Source organism: Mycobacterium stomatepiae (genome assembly GCF_010731715.1).
GTDB lineage: Bacteria > Actinomycetota > Actinomycetes > Mycobacteriales > Mycobacteriaceae > Mycobacterium > Mycobacterium stomatepiae.
In genome coordinates this window covers 5,580,708-5,595,092 of record NZ_AP022587.1, presented here as the reverse complement: position 1 = coordinate 5,595,092, position 14,385 = coordinate 5,580,708, and the positions used below count along the sequence as shown (strand labels likewise).

The following is a 14,385-nucleotide window of genomic DNA, read 5'->3' as shown; positions in this document are numbered from 1 at the left end:
GTGCTACACCGTAAGGACTGAGAGGATCTAAGAGCGCGACTTAGAGAATCCGAAAAGCAAACGGACGACAAATTATTGGCCACACGCACAACAATTCGAATCTTGAGGGGGCACAGTGACGCTCATCGAACGAGCCACAAAATCAGCGAACTCGGTTGCCGACCAGACGGTTTCAACAGTTAGCCAGATCGGGACCGCGATCGCGGAGGGCGTCGTCGTTACGACAAGGGACATTCGCGCCGGCATGCGGGAGGGCCACATCCGCCCCCGGACCGCGGTCGTCGCCGCGGCGGTCGGGCTGATCGCTGTCGTCGAGTGGCCCGTCCTGCTCGCCGCCGGCGGTGTCGCGGTGCTCGCCGGCAAACTGAAGAAGCGGTCCCCGGAGGCTGAGTCCGAGAGCCAGTCCGAACTTGAGGTCGACACGGTGATCGACGCCGAGACCGAGCCCGAGCTCGAGCCCTCGAGCCCCGAGTAGGCACGCCGATCCCACGACGCACGGGGCCGCGCCGTCCGCGGCCGACCCCGCACGGCGTGGTGACGCGCGCGGTAACCTCATTCTCGAAGCGCGCGAATGCGCGACGGAAGGGGACCCAGCGCATATGACCGCCCCCAGCGACGAAGCCGAAGTGACCCGCGGCGATCGGTTCATCAAGACGGCCGTGGAAATTCTGGGCGAGACTGGGCGCACCGACTTCACCGTGCAGGAGGTGGTCGCCCGCTCCAAGACGTCACTGCGGGCCTTCTACCAGCATTTCGGCAGCAAGGACGAACTGCTGCTGGCGCTGTTCGACAGGACCATCTCGCAGTCGGTGCTGGCCTGGCGCGCCGAAGCCGCCGGCCTGGACAGCACCGCGGCACTGAAGCTGGTGATCGACCGGATCAGCCAGCAACCGGAATCGAGCACCCAGGACAGCCTCAACCGGGCGCTGGGTCTCTACAACCAGCATCTGGCCGATACGCGGCCCCGCGAATACGCCCGCGTGCTGTCCCCCTTGTATCAACTGATTCGCGACATCGTCGGACAGGGCATCACCGAGGGGGTGTTCAACCCGGCGCTCGATGTCGGTGCGTCGGCCGCGATCGTCATGCAGACGGTGATGGGAGCGCAGCGGCTGCACTGGCTGGGCGCCGAACTGAACGGCACTCCGGTCGACACCGGCCAGCTCTACGACTTCTGCAGCCGCGCGTTAGGCATCCGGGACATCGACGACGAAACCGGCACGCCGTCGCTGGCCGAACTGTTCGCCCAGATCGGCATGCGCGCGGGCTCCCACAACGGCGAGTTCGCGATGACGATGCCGGTGAGCCCGAACGTGGTCAACTCCTCCGGGGCCTTGCAGGGCGGCCTGATCGCCACCCTCGTCGACGTGGCCGGTGGCCAGTTCGGCCTGGACTACCTGCAAGAAGGCACCACGATGACGACCGCCGACCTGTTCGTCCGCTATTTGCGGCCGATCCGGCAGGGCGCGCGAGCGGTGCCCCGGATGCTGCGCGCCGGCCGGCGGGCGATGGTCATGCAGGTCGACATTTTCGGCGACGACTACGAACTCGCCGCCACCGCGACGGTGAATTTCGCCATCATCAACGGCGCGACACCCAAGGGTCTCCGGACGGACAACTAGCGCCGATACAGGTTGTGGCGCCGGAGTGGTAACGTTATTACCACCGAATGAGAATCCAGCCCTCAAGGAGATCGCTATGCCCTCGCGCGAGCTTCCCTTCCCCGTCTTCGACGCCGACAACCACATGTACGAGCCGCAGGAGGCGCTGACCAAGTTCCTCCCGGAGAACCGCAAGCGCGTGATCGACTACGTGCAGGTTCGCGGCCGCACCAAGATCGTGGTGCGCGGCCACATCAGCGAGTACATCCCCAACCCGACGTTCGAGGTGGTCGCCCGCCCCGGCTCCCAAGAGGACTACTTCCGCAACGGCGCCCAGGGTAAGAGCTACCGCGAGATCCTCGGCGAGCCGATGAAGGCCATCCCCGCCTTCCGCGAGCCGGGTGCGCGCCTCGAAGTGATGGATGAGCTGGGCATCGACTACGCGCTGATGTTCCCGACGCTGGCCAGCCTGGTCGAAGAGCGCATGAAGGACGACCCGGAGATGACCCACGACGTCATCCACGCGCTCAACGAGTGGATGCACGAGCAGTGGTCGTTCAACTACCAGGACCGCATTTTCGCCACCCCGGTGATCACCCTGCCGATCGTCGACCGCGCCCTCGAGGAACTGCAGTGGTGCCTGGAGCGCGGCGCTCGGACCGTGCTGGTCCGCCCGGCCCCGGTGCCCGGATACAAGGGCAGCCGGTCGTTCGGCCTGGAGGAATTCGACCCGTTCTGGCAGGCCTGAATCAAGGCCGAGATACCGGTCTCGATGCACGCGTCGGACAGCGGCTACTCGGAATTCGCCAACGTGTGGGAGCCCGGAGACGAGTTCCTGCCGTTCAAGCCGACGGCCTTCCGCAGCTTCGCGATGGGCCATCGACCGATCTTGGACGCAATGGGTGCCCTGGTCTGCCACGGCGCCTTGTCGCGCAACCCGGAGCTGCGCATCCTGTCCATCGAGAACGGCGCCGACTGGGTGCCGGACCTGTTCAAGGGCCTCAAGGGCGTCTACAAGAAGATGCCGCAGTCGTTCACCGAGGATCCGGTCGAGGCGTTCAAGCGGTGCGTCTACATCACCCCGTTCTGGGAGGACCGGTTCACCGAGATCGTCAACATGGTGGGTACCGACCGGGTGCTGTTCGGCTCGGACTGGCCGCACCCCGAAGGCCTGAAGGACCCGATCACTTTCGTCGACGAGCTCACCGACTTCAGCCAGGAAGACATTGCCAAGATCATGGGCGGCAACCTGATGAAGCTGATGAAGGTCGCCGAGCCGGCCAAGAAGCCGGTCTCGGCCTGATCCGGGCGCTTTATATGTGCTGGTCGGCCGCGGGACTATAGACGCGGCCTTCGGCCTTGCTATCGAAAAGAAGCTTCCCTCCGAACGCGGATGTCGTCAGCGACATTCAGTACGGTCTCGTTGAAGCGGCCGGTTAGGAGTGCACGATGAACCTGGCCCCGGTCGAGTCATCAGTAACCCGGGTGGCGCTGAGCCCAAGGTTGGTTTCCGAACTGGGCGATCCGCATAGCACGTTGCGCGCGGCAACCCAGCGCAGCGGCGCGGTCGTGATCATCCGCGCGGGCGGCGAGGTCGACGCCGTCAACGAGCACACATGGCGGCGCTGGTCGAGGAGTCCGCCGCCGTGGCCACGTCCCCGGGCCCCTTCATCGTCGACATCAACGGCCTTAACTTCATGGGTTGCTGTGCGTTCGCCGTCCTCGCCGCCGAGTCCGAGCGGTGCCGCGCTCGCGGCGTCGCGCTGCGGCTGGTGAGCTGCGACCCCGCGGTCGCCCGAGTCATCCAGGCCTGCAACCTCAGCGCGGTTTTGCCGCTCCACCCGACCGTCGACACCGCGTTGGCCACCGCCGTCGCCTGAGCGCCTGTCGGCAATGTCACAGGCCGTTAGCAAACTGATCCAGCAGCCAACCCCGAGCCATTGCTAATCTGATTACTTGCGTGTGTCGAATAGAACGTCGCATTGCTAGATTTCTCGGTCCATAAATAGGCCCGCAGGGAGGCTCAGGAGGGACGGCCATATGGTGGCCGAAAAGGACTGGGACACGATTGTCGGTACGGCTGACGACGTGCGCCGCATCTTCGAAAAGGTCCCCGCGATGTTGATCGGCCTGGAAGGGCCGGAGCATGTTGTCGTCGCGGCCAATGCGGCCTACCGCGCCTTGAATCCGGGCTTCAGCCCAATCGGGATGCTGCTCAGCGAGATCTACCCCGAACTGACTGGCCAGCAAATTTTTCAGATGCTCGACCGCGTCTATGAGACCGGCGATCCGCAATCCGGTGCGGAATGGCGGCTGCAGGCCGACTTCGAGGGCTCGGGACTCGTGGAGCGCTTTTTCGACTTCCTTGTCACGCCACGGCGCCGACCGGGCGGAGCGATCGAGGGCGTGCAGGTCATCTTCGACGACGTCACCAAGCGCGTGCAGGCGCGGTTGGCCGCCGAAGCACGAATCGAGGAGCTGTCGCAGCGGTACCGCAACGTCCGCGATTCCGCCATCGTCATGCAGCAGGCACTGCTGGCCTCGTCCGTACCGGTGATCCCCGGCGCCGACATCACCGCGCAGTACCTCGTGGCCACCGAGGACACCGCGGCCGGCGGCGACTGGTTCGACGCGATACCTCTCGGGGACCGGTTGGTGCTCGTCGTCGGCGACGTGGTCGGTCACGGCGTCGAAGCCGCGGCGGTCATGTCGCAGTTGCGCACCGCACTGCGGATGCAGATCTCGCAGGGTCACACCATCACCGAAGCCCTCGAGGCGGTCGACCGCTTCCATGAGCACGTGCCGGGATCGAATTCGGCCACGTTGTGCGTCGGGTCGCTCGACTACGCCACGGGTGAATTCCAGTACTGCACGGCCGGACATCCGCCGCCACTGGTGGTGACCGCCGCGTCGAGCGCCCGCTATGTCGAGCCCTCCGGCGCGGGTCCGCTCGGTAGCCGCGTCGGGTTTCCGGTACGCAGCGAAATGCTCGACATCGGCGACTCCATCCTGTTCTATACCGACGGCCTGATCGAGCGGCCCGGGCGCCCGCTGGGCGCGAGCACCGCAGAATTCGCCGAGCTGGCCACCAACATCGCCGCCGGCGTCGGCGGGTTCGTCCTCGACGCACCGACGCGAACCATCGACCGCATCTGTTCGGAGACGCTCGAATTGCTGCTCCGCTCAACCGGTTACAGCGACGACGTCACCCTGCTTGCCGCGCAGCGCCGCAATCCCCCGGCACCGCTGCACATGACGCTGGACGCGACGATCCACGCCGCCCGCGCCGTACGCTCCCGGCTTCGCGGATGGCTCTCGGAGATCGGTGCCGGCGCCGACGATATCTCCGACGTCGTGCACGCGATCTCGGAGTTCGTCGAGAACGCGGTCGAACACGGTTACGGCGCCGAGGTTTCCGACGGTGTCGTCGTCGAGGCATCGCTGTCCGGGGACGGCTATCTACGTGCCGCGGTGATCGACCGCGGGCGGTGGAAGGATCACCGCGAGGGCGAGCAGGGCCGCGGGCGCGGGCTGGCGATGGCAGAGGCTTTGGTGTCCCACGCCCTGATCACGCGCAGCGACAATGGCACCACGGCCAGCGTGACGCACCGTTTGTCGCGACCGGCCAATTTCGTCACCGACACGATCATCAGCCGGGCAACCCACCGCAAGGCCGTCGACAACGAATTCGTCGCGACGGTACGCGCGCCCGGCCACATCGTGGTCAGCGGCGACGTCGATTCCACCACCGCGTCCACGCTGGACCGGCTGATCGCGGTCGAAAGCCGTTCGGGCATCGCACCTTTGAAGATCGACCTGAGTGCCGTCACCCACCTGGGCTCCGCGGGTGTCAGCGCCCTGGCGGCCGCCCGCGACCGGGCGCTGCGGCAAGGCGGTGATTGCACGTTGATCGCCCCGCCGGGAAGCCCCGCGCATCACATCCTGTCGATGGTCCAGATCCCGGTAGGCAGCGACGACAGCGCGAACGTGTTCGCGGAAGACTAGCCCGCGATCATCGGGTCTGGCCGTGCCGGACCCGATTGAACGGCACCCCGCGGTCGGCGGCGTATTCGCGTGGGAATCCCAGCACCCGCTCTCCGATCACGTTGCGCGCCATCTCCGTTGTGCCGCCACCGATGGCGACGCTTTGGCGCACCAGGTAGCGCAGTCCGGTCTCCAGGCCGTCGCCGATCTCGCCGACCACGCCGGCCGCTCCCGCGATCGCCATCGCGGTGTCGACGTCGGTTTGCACGGCCTCGGCGTGGAACAGCCGAATCAGCGTTCCCGCCGAGGGCGGCAGCGCACCGTCGCGGACGTTGCGGGAAACATGGTCGATCAGCTGCTCGGCCACCGCCCGGTGCACCAGCGCCCGACCGGCCATCTCCCGCGCGCGTTCGTTGCCGGCCTGGCCCGTCTTCTCCAAAAGGGCAACGTAGTCAACGGGATTGGCGTTGCCGCCCTCGCTGCCGCTACCGCTGGCGAACTCCGAGCCTTGACCGACCGCCCGGCGCTCGTGATACAGCTGCCGCGAGGCCACCGCCCAGCCGCCGTTGACTTCGCCCACAACCGCGTCGTCGCCGACGTCCACGCCGTCGAAGAACTCCTCGCAAAACTCGGTGGAGCCGCTGAGCATGGTGATGTGGCGCAACGTGATTCCCGGATGTTTGATCGGTACCAGGAACATGGTGAGGCCTTCGTGCTTGGGCACATCCCAATCCGTGCGGGCCAGGCACAGTCCGTAGTCGGCGGCGAACGCACTGGTGCTCCAGGTCTTGGCGCCGTCGATCACCCAGCGATCACCGCGCCGTTCGGCCCCGGTGATGACGCCGGCCAGATCCGATCCGCCGCTGGGTTCACTGAGCAGCTGCACCAGCACCTCGTCACCGCGCAGTGCCGCGGCGATGTGCCGCTTCTTCTGCTCTTCGGTACCGGTGTCGAGTAAGGTCGCGCAGCAGATGGTGAACGTCGGAATGTTGAGAATCAACGGCATTTCGTAGCGCAGGGATTCGTCGTCGAATGCCCTCTGGTAGGCATAGTCCAGACCCAGGCCGCCGTATTCACGCGGAAAGCAGATGCCGGCGAATCCGCCTTCGTAGAGCAACTTTTGCAGTTCGCGGGCCCGTTTCCAGGCGTCCTCGTCGTCGCGCGGCGCGGGCGGCGGCAACTCCGGGTCGATGGGCGGCATGTTGTCGGCCAACCACACTCGGGCGCGGGCGGCGAACTCCGCCACTGATTCCGTCGGCGTCATGTCGTCGCACGCCCGGCCGCGCAGCGGTCGGCCTTCTCCGCCTCGTACACCCGCAGGTTGTGTTCCTCCGGAGTGCCGAACAGCGCGCGGTACAACGTCACTCGCCTCAGGTAGAGGTGCAGGTCGTGTTCCCAGGTGACGCCGATCCCGCCATGCATCTGCACACATCCCTGGACGATGCGCCCTGCCATCTCTGAGACGTAGGACTTGGCGATGCTGGCCGACAGGCCTGCCGCGGGTGAGCGGTCGGCGACGTCGGCGACCGCCGCGGCCGTGGTGGCGCGGCACGCCTCCAGCCACAACTTCATGTCGGCGAAGCCGTGTTTGAGCGCTTGGTAGGACGCCAGCGGGCGGCCGAACGTGTGCCGGTCCAGCGCCCACTGGACGGTGAAGTCGAACACCGTTTGCACGACGCCGACCACCTCCGCGCACTGCAGCACCTGGGCGATCTGGCTCTGCCGGTCGATCAGCGCGGCGGTCTCCGCGGCGCTGCCGACGGCCGCGGCCGAGTCCACGACCACGCCGTCGAAATGCACTCGCGCGTATTGCTTGACCAGATCGACGGACTGCTGGGGCTCGACCCGAACGCCGGGCGCGTCGGTCGGGACCAAGAACTGACGGATCTCCGAACCATCGGGGCCGCAGCGCGCCACCACGAGCAGCAGGCTGCTCTGGGCGCCGGCCTCGACGCGGTCCTTGGTGCCTTCAAGACAGTAGCCGGCGGCGGTCGGGGTGGCCGTCACCGATGGGTCCAGCGGCTCCCAACCGCGGCCGGGTTCCGAGACCGCCCAGGATGCCACGGCCTCGCCGGCGATCAGCGACTCGATGACGGCCGCGTGTGCCTGCGCATCGGTGCACTCGGCAAGCGCGGTGAGCACGACGGCGACCGGGTACAACGGCCCGGGCGCGAGGGTCTTACCGAGCAATTCCGCGATCGCGGCCAAGTCCGCGACCCCGCTCTCCGAGACGCTGCCGCCGCCCAACTCCTCCGGAACGAGCAGGCCCGTCCAGCCAAGTTGTGCGGCGCGCTGCCACCAGGCCGGGTCGAAGGAAGTCCCCGCCGCATGCAGCTCACGGACGCGAGCCAGCGGCATTTCCTTCTGCAAAAACGACTGGGTAGTCGAGACGAAGAGTGCCTTCTCGGGTGAGTCGACGACGGTCATGGTGCCGACAAACCCTTCCGCGACACCAGGTCGCCGCCGCCAAGAATCACGTTCTCGATATTAGCAAATGACGATACCGCAGGCGCTACCGGCGCTGGGTCGATAACCCGGTCGAGCAGCTACATCCCGAATACGCGGCGAACCGATTGCGCGTGAAGGGCCCGGTTCTCCCGCGAGACAACCCAATCCGGCACCATCGAATCGAAACCATTGAATGTCGCCGCGATGACATGCAATTCGGCGTGGACGAAGGCATGCAGCAGCCGGTTGGCGTAGTCGATGGCTTCGTCGCGGCACGGGTCGATCTCGGAGCAGCTGATGAACGTCGGCGGCAGGCCCTCCAGATTCGCTCGGTGCGAGGGGACGTGCTGACCGCTGGCGCTGGCCGGGCCGAGGTAGTGACCCCACGCCCGGCTGACCGCCGGGCCGTTGAGCCCCGGGGTGCGCTGAAACTCGCGCCGCGACGGCGTCGCATCGCTGTCCAGCATCGGCTGATGCAGGATCTGCATCCGGATCTGCGGCCCCTCGTTGTCGAACATCCGCTGGGCCAGGCTCGCGACCAGGGCGGCCCCGGCATCCCGGCCCATCACGGCCAGGCGGCTCGAATCGATGTTCAGCTCCGCGCAGTTCCGGATCGCGTAGTACATCCCCGCCTCGACGTCGTCGAGTGCCGCCGGGGCCGGATTCTCGGGCGCCAGCCGGTAGTCGACCGAAACCACCAGACAACCGCCCTCGCGAGCCAGCTCCACGCACTGGGCGTGGTCGGTGTCGAGGTTGCCGCTGACGAACCCGCCGCCGTGGGCGCAGACCAGCAACGGCGCCCCCGCGCCGCCTTCGATGCGGCCCCGGTAGAAACGCAGGTTCAGCTGCTGGCCACCCGCGCCGGAGATCGAGCGAGATTCGATCGACACTCCCTCGGTGTCGACGGCCGCGGCCCGCTCGGCGGCCGACCGGTCGGCCCGCTCCCGCTCGTCGGCCAGTGTCTCGGCACGGAATTCGACGATGCCCAGCTCGCTCGCGGCGTCGCGCAGCACCGGGTCGAGGCGGTTAATACCTTGCGGGCGGGTCAGATCCGTTTGTGTCATACCCTCTCAACTTCCGGGGCTCATGGTGCGGGCGGTCGTCCGGGGCTGGCGGGAGGCCATGTCGGAAACCATATTTACGGTAGACCTGACCGGCCACCCGGTCTCACGCAGAGCCCTAGGCCCGGCGAGCAAACCGCCCGGGCGACTCAGCCGTCCCGGCTGACGGTCTCGCCCGGCAGTGCCCGCACGGTCGCCGGCAACCCGTACAGGGCCATCGCATTGCCGCGCATGATCCGCTCCCGCTGGTCGGCGGGGAACCGGTTGATCGCGTACGTCGGCGAGTCATAGCTCCAGTGCGGGTAGTCGGTCGAGAACATGAGATTGTCGCCGAGGTCCATCATGTCCAGATACTCGCGGAACTCGACGGTGTCGACGTCTTCCAGAGGCTGCGTGGTGAAGCGAACGTGCTCGCGCACATAGTCCGACGGACGGCGTCGCACCTGCGGCAAATCGGCTCGGCAGGCTTCCCAGATCCGGTCCATTCGTGACATCACCGGCATCGCCCAGGTGAAGCCGCCCTCGATGAACACCACCCGCAGATCGGGGTGCCGGTCGAACGCGCCGTCGAACACCAGGCTCATCAGATGCGACACATATAGCAGCGGCCACGACGCGAAGAAGTCGTGCCAGTGCGCGGGATTGCCGACCGGATACAGCGGGATCAATTCGAACGGTGTCTGACCCATCAGGTGGGTGGAGATCGGCAGCCCGTTGCGCGACGCGGCCTCGTAGAGCGGATCGAAATGCGGGTTGCCGAAAGGGATTCCGCGGGTCTGCGGCGTCATCAGCACCTGGGACATGTAGGGATGTCCGGCCCAGCGTTCGACTTCGCGGGCGGCGTATTCCGGCGTCTGCGCGCTGACGCTGATCGAGCCGCGCCAGCGGCCGTGGGTGTTGCCCTTGTCCAGCCAGACGTCGGCGAGCCAATCGTTGTACGTGGACTTCAGCACGTGCTCGGCCTGCGGTAGCTGCGCGTCGCACATCGGCTCCAGCGACGCGATGCTGACGCCGGCATCGACCAGTAGCTGCTGGGCGGCGTAGTCCGGGTCACTGCCCGCGACTCCCCCGTTGGGCGGCCACGAGTCCATCCGCAGCGACGACGTCTTGAATGAATCCGGGGTGTCGTAGAAATACGACATCGGGCTGACCGCATTCCCGGTCGGCCAGATCTGATCCACCCACTCCGCCGGTGCATACGACTTGAGCACATCGGTCGAGACCGGCAAGGGGTGCACGTCGGTGTCGACGATGGTGACCGCGAAGTGGTCGTCATGGCCGTTTTGCGATTCGACTCGTTCGATCGTGGTCATTGCGCTCGCTCCCTTGCTCCAAGCCCGTAAAGCTCACTCGCGTTTCGCCACAACACCTTCTCGCGCTGGGCTTCATCGAGGTTTTCGGCCAGCGCCGCCGGCGGCGACGCGGACCAGTGCGGATAGCTCGACCCGTACATCAACAGCTCCGACTTGCCGCTGAACTCCATCCAGCGCTGCGTGTGGCTCGCCTCGGGTGGCCCGTCGAATGCCGACGAGCAGAACCGGACATGGCCCGGCAGGTACTCACTGGGATAGCGGTCTACCCACGGGGTCTGGTCGCGCATCGACAGCCAGAACGTGTCGAGCCGCCACAGCAACGGGGTGAGGATGTCGTAGCCGCCGTCGGCGAAGACGAATTTCAGTCCGGGGAGCCGGCCGAACACGCCCTCGACGATCAGCGTGGACAGATGCACGAAGTAGTTCAGCGGCATGAAGGCCGCGTATCCGGGGTAGGTGTGCGCGTGTCCGGCGAAGGTGGGCGCAAAGTCGACGCCGTTGCCTCCGTTGATGTGCACCGCGACGGGCAGTCCGTGCGCCGCGGCGGCCTCCCAGATGGGCTCGAACATCGGCTTGCCGTACGGCTCGCGCGACTGCATCGGAACACCGACTTGCACCAGCTTCGGATGATCGGCCAGCCGTTCGATCTCGGCGACCGCGCCGCGCGGGTCTTCGGGATTGACCCGGATGGTGCCCCGAAACCGGTCGGTGGTGTCGGGCTCGAGCCAGCGATCGAGCAGCCAGTCGTTGACCGCGGCGCAGATCCTGCTGTTGAGCAGGTAATCGGCGATGTTGCCGCGCGTCAACGGGTTCAAGATTGCGTAGTCAACCCCGGAGTCTTCAAGCACGTGGCGACTCAGGGTTTCGGGATCCGATCCCGGGTAGTGCTCGCCGTAGAGGTCTTGTCGGTAGTCGCCGCCCGGGGCTTGATACCACTGCTGCTCGACATCGGGGATCGCGCGCAGTCGATGGACGTCGGGGAGGTAGCGCCGGATCTCGGCGTTGTAGCGGAAGTGCGGCTGCACATTGGTATCTATAACCATGGGGCTCATGCGGTGAGGTACACTTCTTCGTCGGTGACGTCGACCGGGTAAGTCCGCACGCGGCGCTTTGGGTCGGCGAGGTTCTGCCCGGTGGTGATATCGAATTCCCAGTTGTGCCAAGGGCATCGGACGATCTGTCCGTCGCGCACCCGGCGTATCCCGCCGGGTGCCTCCGGCGCCGACTCGGTGGTGCCCCCGAGCAGACCCAGGCAGAGCGGGGCGCCTTCGTGCGAGCAGTAGTTCACGATCGCGTACAGGGCGCCGCGCACGTTGTACACGCCCACGCCGAACTTGCCGATGTCGACGAGTTTCATCTCGCCGGGCGGCAGCTCGTCGAGGAAGCACACGAATCGCCGCTGGGCCACTTGAGAATCACCGCCTCCTGAACCTACCAAGATCAATACTGAGCCCGTTACGGTAACCATCACAAGCCTTGCTATTTATACTATGATAGCGAAAATCCACTCGGACACACCCGCCGAAGACGCCGGGGCGGTCAGGACCGGCCCGCGTCAACGGCCTTACCGGTTGCTCAGGAGGAGCGCTGATGCCGTTAAGCACCGACCCCGTCGGCCAGCCCGTCACCCTCGATTTCACCGGTGAGACCAGTCCCTATCCGTTCTACGAGTACATGCGGCGTACCGATCCGGTCTGGCACGGCGCGCTCGGGGATCACTCTCAGATGCCGGAGGAGCTGCGGCCGAGCGACGAGTGGGCGCTGTTCGGCTATGACGGTGTGTTCCAAGCCTTCCGCGACGATCGGGTGTTCACGTCGGCCGCCTACGAGAAGACCATCGGTTTGGTCATGGGTCACACCATCCTGGCGATGGGCGGCAAGGAACACCACGACCATCGCAGCTTGGTGGCCAAGGCTTTTCGAGCCGCCGCGCTGGAACGATGGGAGCCGTCGGTCATCGGTCCGGTGTGCGACCAGCTGATCGACGAAATCAAGCACGACTGTCACGCCGACCTGGTGAAGGCGCTGACGTTCGAGTTCCCGACCCGGATCATCTCGGTGCTGCTCGGGCTGCCCCCGGAGGATCTCGACATGTTCCGGCGGCTGTCGCTTGACCTCATCTCGATTCCGACCGACATCATGGCGGGGCTCAACGCCGCGACCGAGTTGCATGGCTACTTCCTCGAGCAGGTGGAGCAGCGCCGGCGCCGGATCACCAACGACATCATCGGCGACCTGGTCGCCGCCGAGATCGACGGCGAGAAACTCACCGACGACGCGATCATCGCGTTCTTGCGCCTGCTGCTGCCTGCCGGGCTGGAGACGACCTACCGGTCGTCGGACAACCTGTTGTACCTGCTGCTGACCCACCCCGAGCAACTGGAGATGGTCCGGCAGGACCGGTCGCTGATCCCGGCCGCGATCGAGGAAGGCCTGCGAGTCGAGACGCCACTGACCATGGTCATGCGCACCACCACCGAGGAAGTCGAAATCGGCGGCAAGACAATCCCCGCGGGCGCGCAGATCGACATGTGCATGGGCTCCGCCAATCGAGACGAAAGTCGTTGGCCCGACGCCAATCGCTTCGATATCCACCGGCCGCGCCAGGCGCACATCGCGTTCGCCGGCGGCATCCACATGTGCCTGGGAATGCATTTGGCCCGGCTGGAAACCCGGGTCATGTTGAACAGTCTGCTCGACCGGGTTTCGGATCTCGCGTTCGTTCCCGACGACGGCACCGGTGAGGAGTCCAGGATCATCGGTCTCACCTTCCGGTCGCCGAACAAGCTCCCCGTCACGTTCACCCCCGCCGCATGAAAAGCCGGGCGGCGATCCTGCACGACGTCGGCGGGCCCTGGTCTGTCGAGGATTTCGAACTGGACGCGCCGCGCGCGGGCGAGGTTCTGGTCGAGATGGCCGCGGCCGGGATGTGCCACTCCGACGATCACATACTCAAGGGCGACATGTCGGCGCCCAACGAGATGCTGCGCTCGCTCGGATTGCCCACCATGTTCCCGATGATCGGCGGTCACGAAGGTTCGGGTGTCGTGCGCGAAGTGGGGGACGGCGTAACGGAATTCGTGCCGGGTGACCACGTGGTGATGTCGTTCGTCGCGGTGTGCGGCCAATGCCGCTGGTGCGCGAGCGGTATGGAGTACATCTGCGACATGGGTGCCAGCGTGCTGACGCCGGGCATGCCGACCGACGGGACCTACCGCCATCACACCGCCGACGGTAAGCCGCTGGGCCACCTGGCCAAGGTGGGAGCGTTTTCCAAACACACTGTGGTGTCAATGAATTCGCTGGTGAAGATCGAGCCACACCTGCCGCTGGTGCCCAGCGCGCTGTTGTCCTGCGCGATACCGACCGGGTTCGGTTCGGTGACCAACCGCTCCAACATGCGACCGGGTGACGCCGTCGTCGTGATCGGTGTCGGTGGAATCGGTACGGGCGCGATCCAGGGCGCCCGGGTAGGCGGTGCCGCGCACATCGTCGCGGTCGATCCGGTGGAATTCAAACAGAAGTCGGCGTTGCGGTTCGGCGCCACTCACACCGCCGCAACCGCGGTCGAGGCAATCGATCTGGTGCGCGAGCTGAGCTACGGCGTGATGGCCGACGCCGTCGTGGTCTCGCCGTCACTGATCACGCCCGAGGATGTCCGCGACGCGGTGCGACTCACCCGCAAGGGCGGAACCTGCGTGCTGACCGGCATGACCTCGCAGTTGACCAGCTCGGTGAACATCGACCTGCAGGACTTCATCCTGTCGAACAAGTCGCTCGCCGGCACCGTATTCGGTTCGTGCAACCCGAGGGCCGACGTCTTCCGGCTGGCCCGGCTCTACCAGACCGGCCAGCTGCAGCTCGACGAGATGATCACCCGGCGATACCGGCTCGACGACATCAACGAAGCCTACGACGATCTGCGCAACGGCAAGATCGTCCGGGGCGTCATCGATTTCGGCATCGAATAGGTCAGTA

General features: G+C 66.1%; 11 protein-coding genes and 2 pseudogenes. 7 read left to right on the top strand and 6 right to left on the bottom strand.

All coding sequences use genetic code 11. The features are described from left to right. Nucleotides 1-115 precede the first annotated feature (115 nt). The 5 genes and pseudogenes from G6N54_RS26635 (at nucleotide 116) to G6N54_RS26615 (ending at nucleotide 5,606) form a co-directional block, all read left to right on the top strand. Complete coding sequence (locus G6N54_RS26635; RefSeq protein WP_163793463.1) at nucleotides 116-475, top strand: hypothetical protein; 360 nt, start codon at nucleotides 116-118, stop codon at nucleotides 473-475. Nucleotides 476-599: 124 nt separating this feature from the next. Next, nucleotides 600-1,622 (top strand): hotdog fold thioesterase, encoded by a 1,023-nt coding sequence (locus tag G6N54_RS26630; protein ID WP_163793461.1) that lies wholly within the window; start codon nucleotides 600-602, stop codon nucleotides 1,620-1,622. Between the two features lie 76 nt (nucleotides 1,623-1,698). After that, nucleotides 1,699-2,904, top strand: a pseudogene (locus G6N54_RS26625) (amidohydrolase family protein). A 146-nt stretch (nucleotides 2,905-3,050) separates the two neighbouring features. After that, a pseudogene (locus tag G6N54_RS26620) lies at nucleotides 3,051-3,481 on the top strand (anti-sigma factor antagonist). 160 nt (nucleotides 3,482-3,641) lie between these two features. Beyond that, nucleotides 3,642-5,606 (top strand): SpoIIE family protein phosphatase, encoded by a 1,965-nt coding sequence (locus G6N54_RS26615; RefSeq protein WP_163793459.1) that lies wholly within the window; start codon nucleotides 3,642-3,644, stop codon nucleotides 5,604-5,606. 7 nt (nucleotides 5,607-5,613) lie between these two features. On the opposite strand, the gene G6N54_RS26610 is transcribed toward G6N54_RS26615, so the two are convergent. The 6 genes from G6N54_RS26610 to G6N54_RS26585 all read right to left on the bottom strand — a co-directional run bounded on the left by G6N54_RS26610 (nucleotide 5,614) and on the right by G6N54_RS26585 (nucleotide 11,815). Next, entirely contained in the window at nucleotides 5,614-6,849 is a 1,236-nt protein-coding gene (locus G6N54_RS26610) for an acyl-CoA dehydrogenase family protein (protein ID WP_163793457.1), read from the bottom strand. After that, nucleotides 6,846-8,012, bottom strand: a complete 1,167-nt coding sequence (locus G6N54_RS26605) for an acyl-CoA dehydrogenase family protein (RefSeq protein ID WP_163793455.1) — start codon at nucleotides 8,010-8,012, stop codon at nucleotides 6,846-6,848. The genes G6N54_RS26610 and G6N54_RS26605 overlap by 4 nt, the downstream gene beginning before the upstream one ends. 119 nt (nucleotides 8,013-8,131) lie before the next feature. Further along, complete coding sequence (locus G6N54_RS26600) at nucleotides 8,132-9,097, bottom strand: alpha/beta hydrolase (protein WP_163793453.1); 966 nt, start codon at nucleotides 9,095-9,097, stop codon at nucleotides 8,132-8,134. 146 nt (nucleotides 9,098-9,243) lie between these two features. Further along, nucleotides 9,244-10,407, bottom strand: coding sequence for an amidohydrolase family protein (locus G6N54_RS26595; RefSeq protein ID WP_163793451.1), 1,164 nt, complete (start codon nucleotides 10,405-10,407; stop codon nucleotides 9,244-9,246). Further along, nucleotides 10,404-11,450, bottom strand: a complete 1,047-nt coding sequence (locus tag G6N54_RS26590) for an amidohydrolase family protein (protein ID WP_163795004.1) — start codon at nucleotides 11,448-11,450, stop codon at nucleotides 10,404-10,406. Before G6N54_RS26590 ends, G6N54_RS26595 begins: the two co-directional genes overlap by 4 nt. Before the next feature lie 5 nt (nucleotides 11,451-11,455). Beyond that, nucleotides 11,456-11,815 carry a Rieske (2Fe-2S) protein gene (locus tag G6N54_RS26585; protein ID WP_232073029.1) on the bottom strand — a complete coding sequence of 120 codons (360 nt, stop codon included), beginning with the start codon at nucleotides 11,813-11,815 and terminating at the stop codon, nucleotides 11,456-11,458. A 182-nt stretch (nucleotides 11,816-11,997) separates the two neighbouring features. Here G6N54_RS26585 and G6N54_RS26580 point away from each other — a divergent pair, with 182 nt between their 5' ends. Together G6N54_RS26580 and G6N54_RS26575 are read left to right on the top strand one after the other, a co-directional pair. Then, complete coding sequence (locus tag G6N54_RS26580) at nucleotides 11,998-13,224, top strand: cytochrome P450 (protein ID WP_163793447.1); 1,227 nt, start codon at nucleotides 11,998-12,000, stop codon at nucleotides 13,222-13,224. Next, nucleotides 13,221-14,378, top strand: coding sequence for a Zn-dependent alcohol dehydrogenase (locus G6N54_RS26575; RefSeq protein ID WP_163793446.1), 1,158 nt, complete (start codon nucleotides 13,221-13,223; stop codon nucleotides 14,376-14,378). The genes G6N54_RS26580 and G6N54_RS26575 overlap by 4 nt, the downstream gene beginning before the upstream one ends. Nucleotides 14,379-14,385 lie beyond the last annotated feature (7 nt).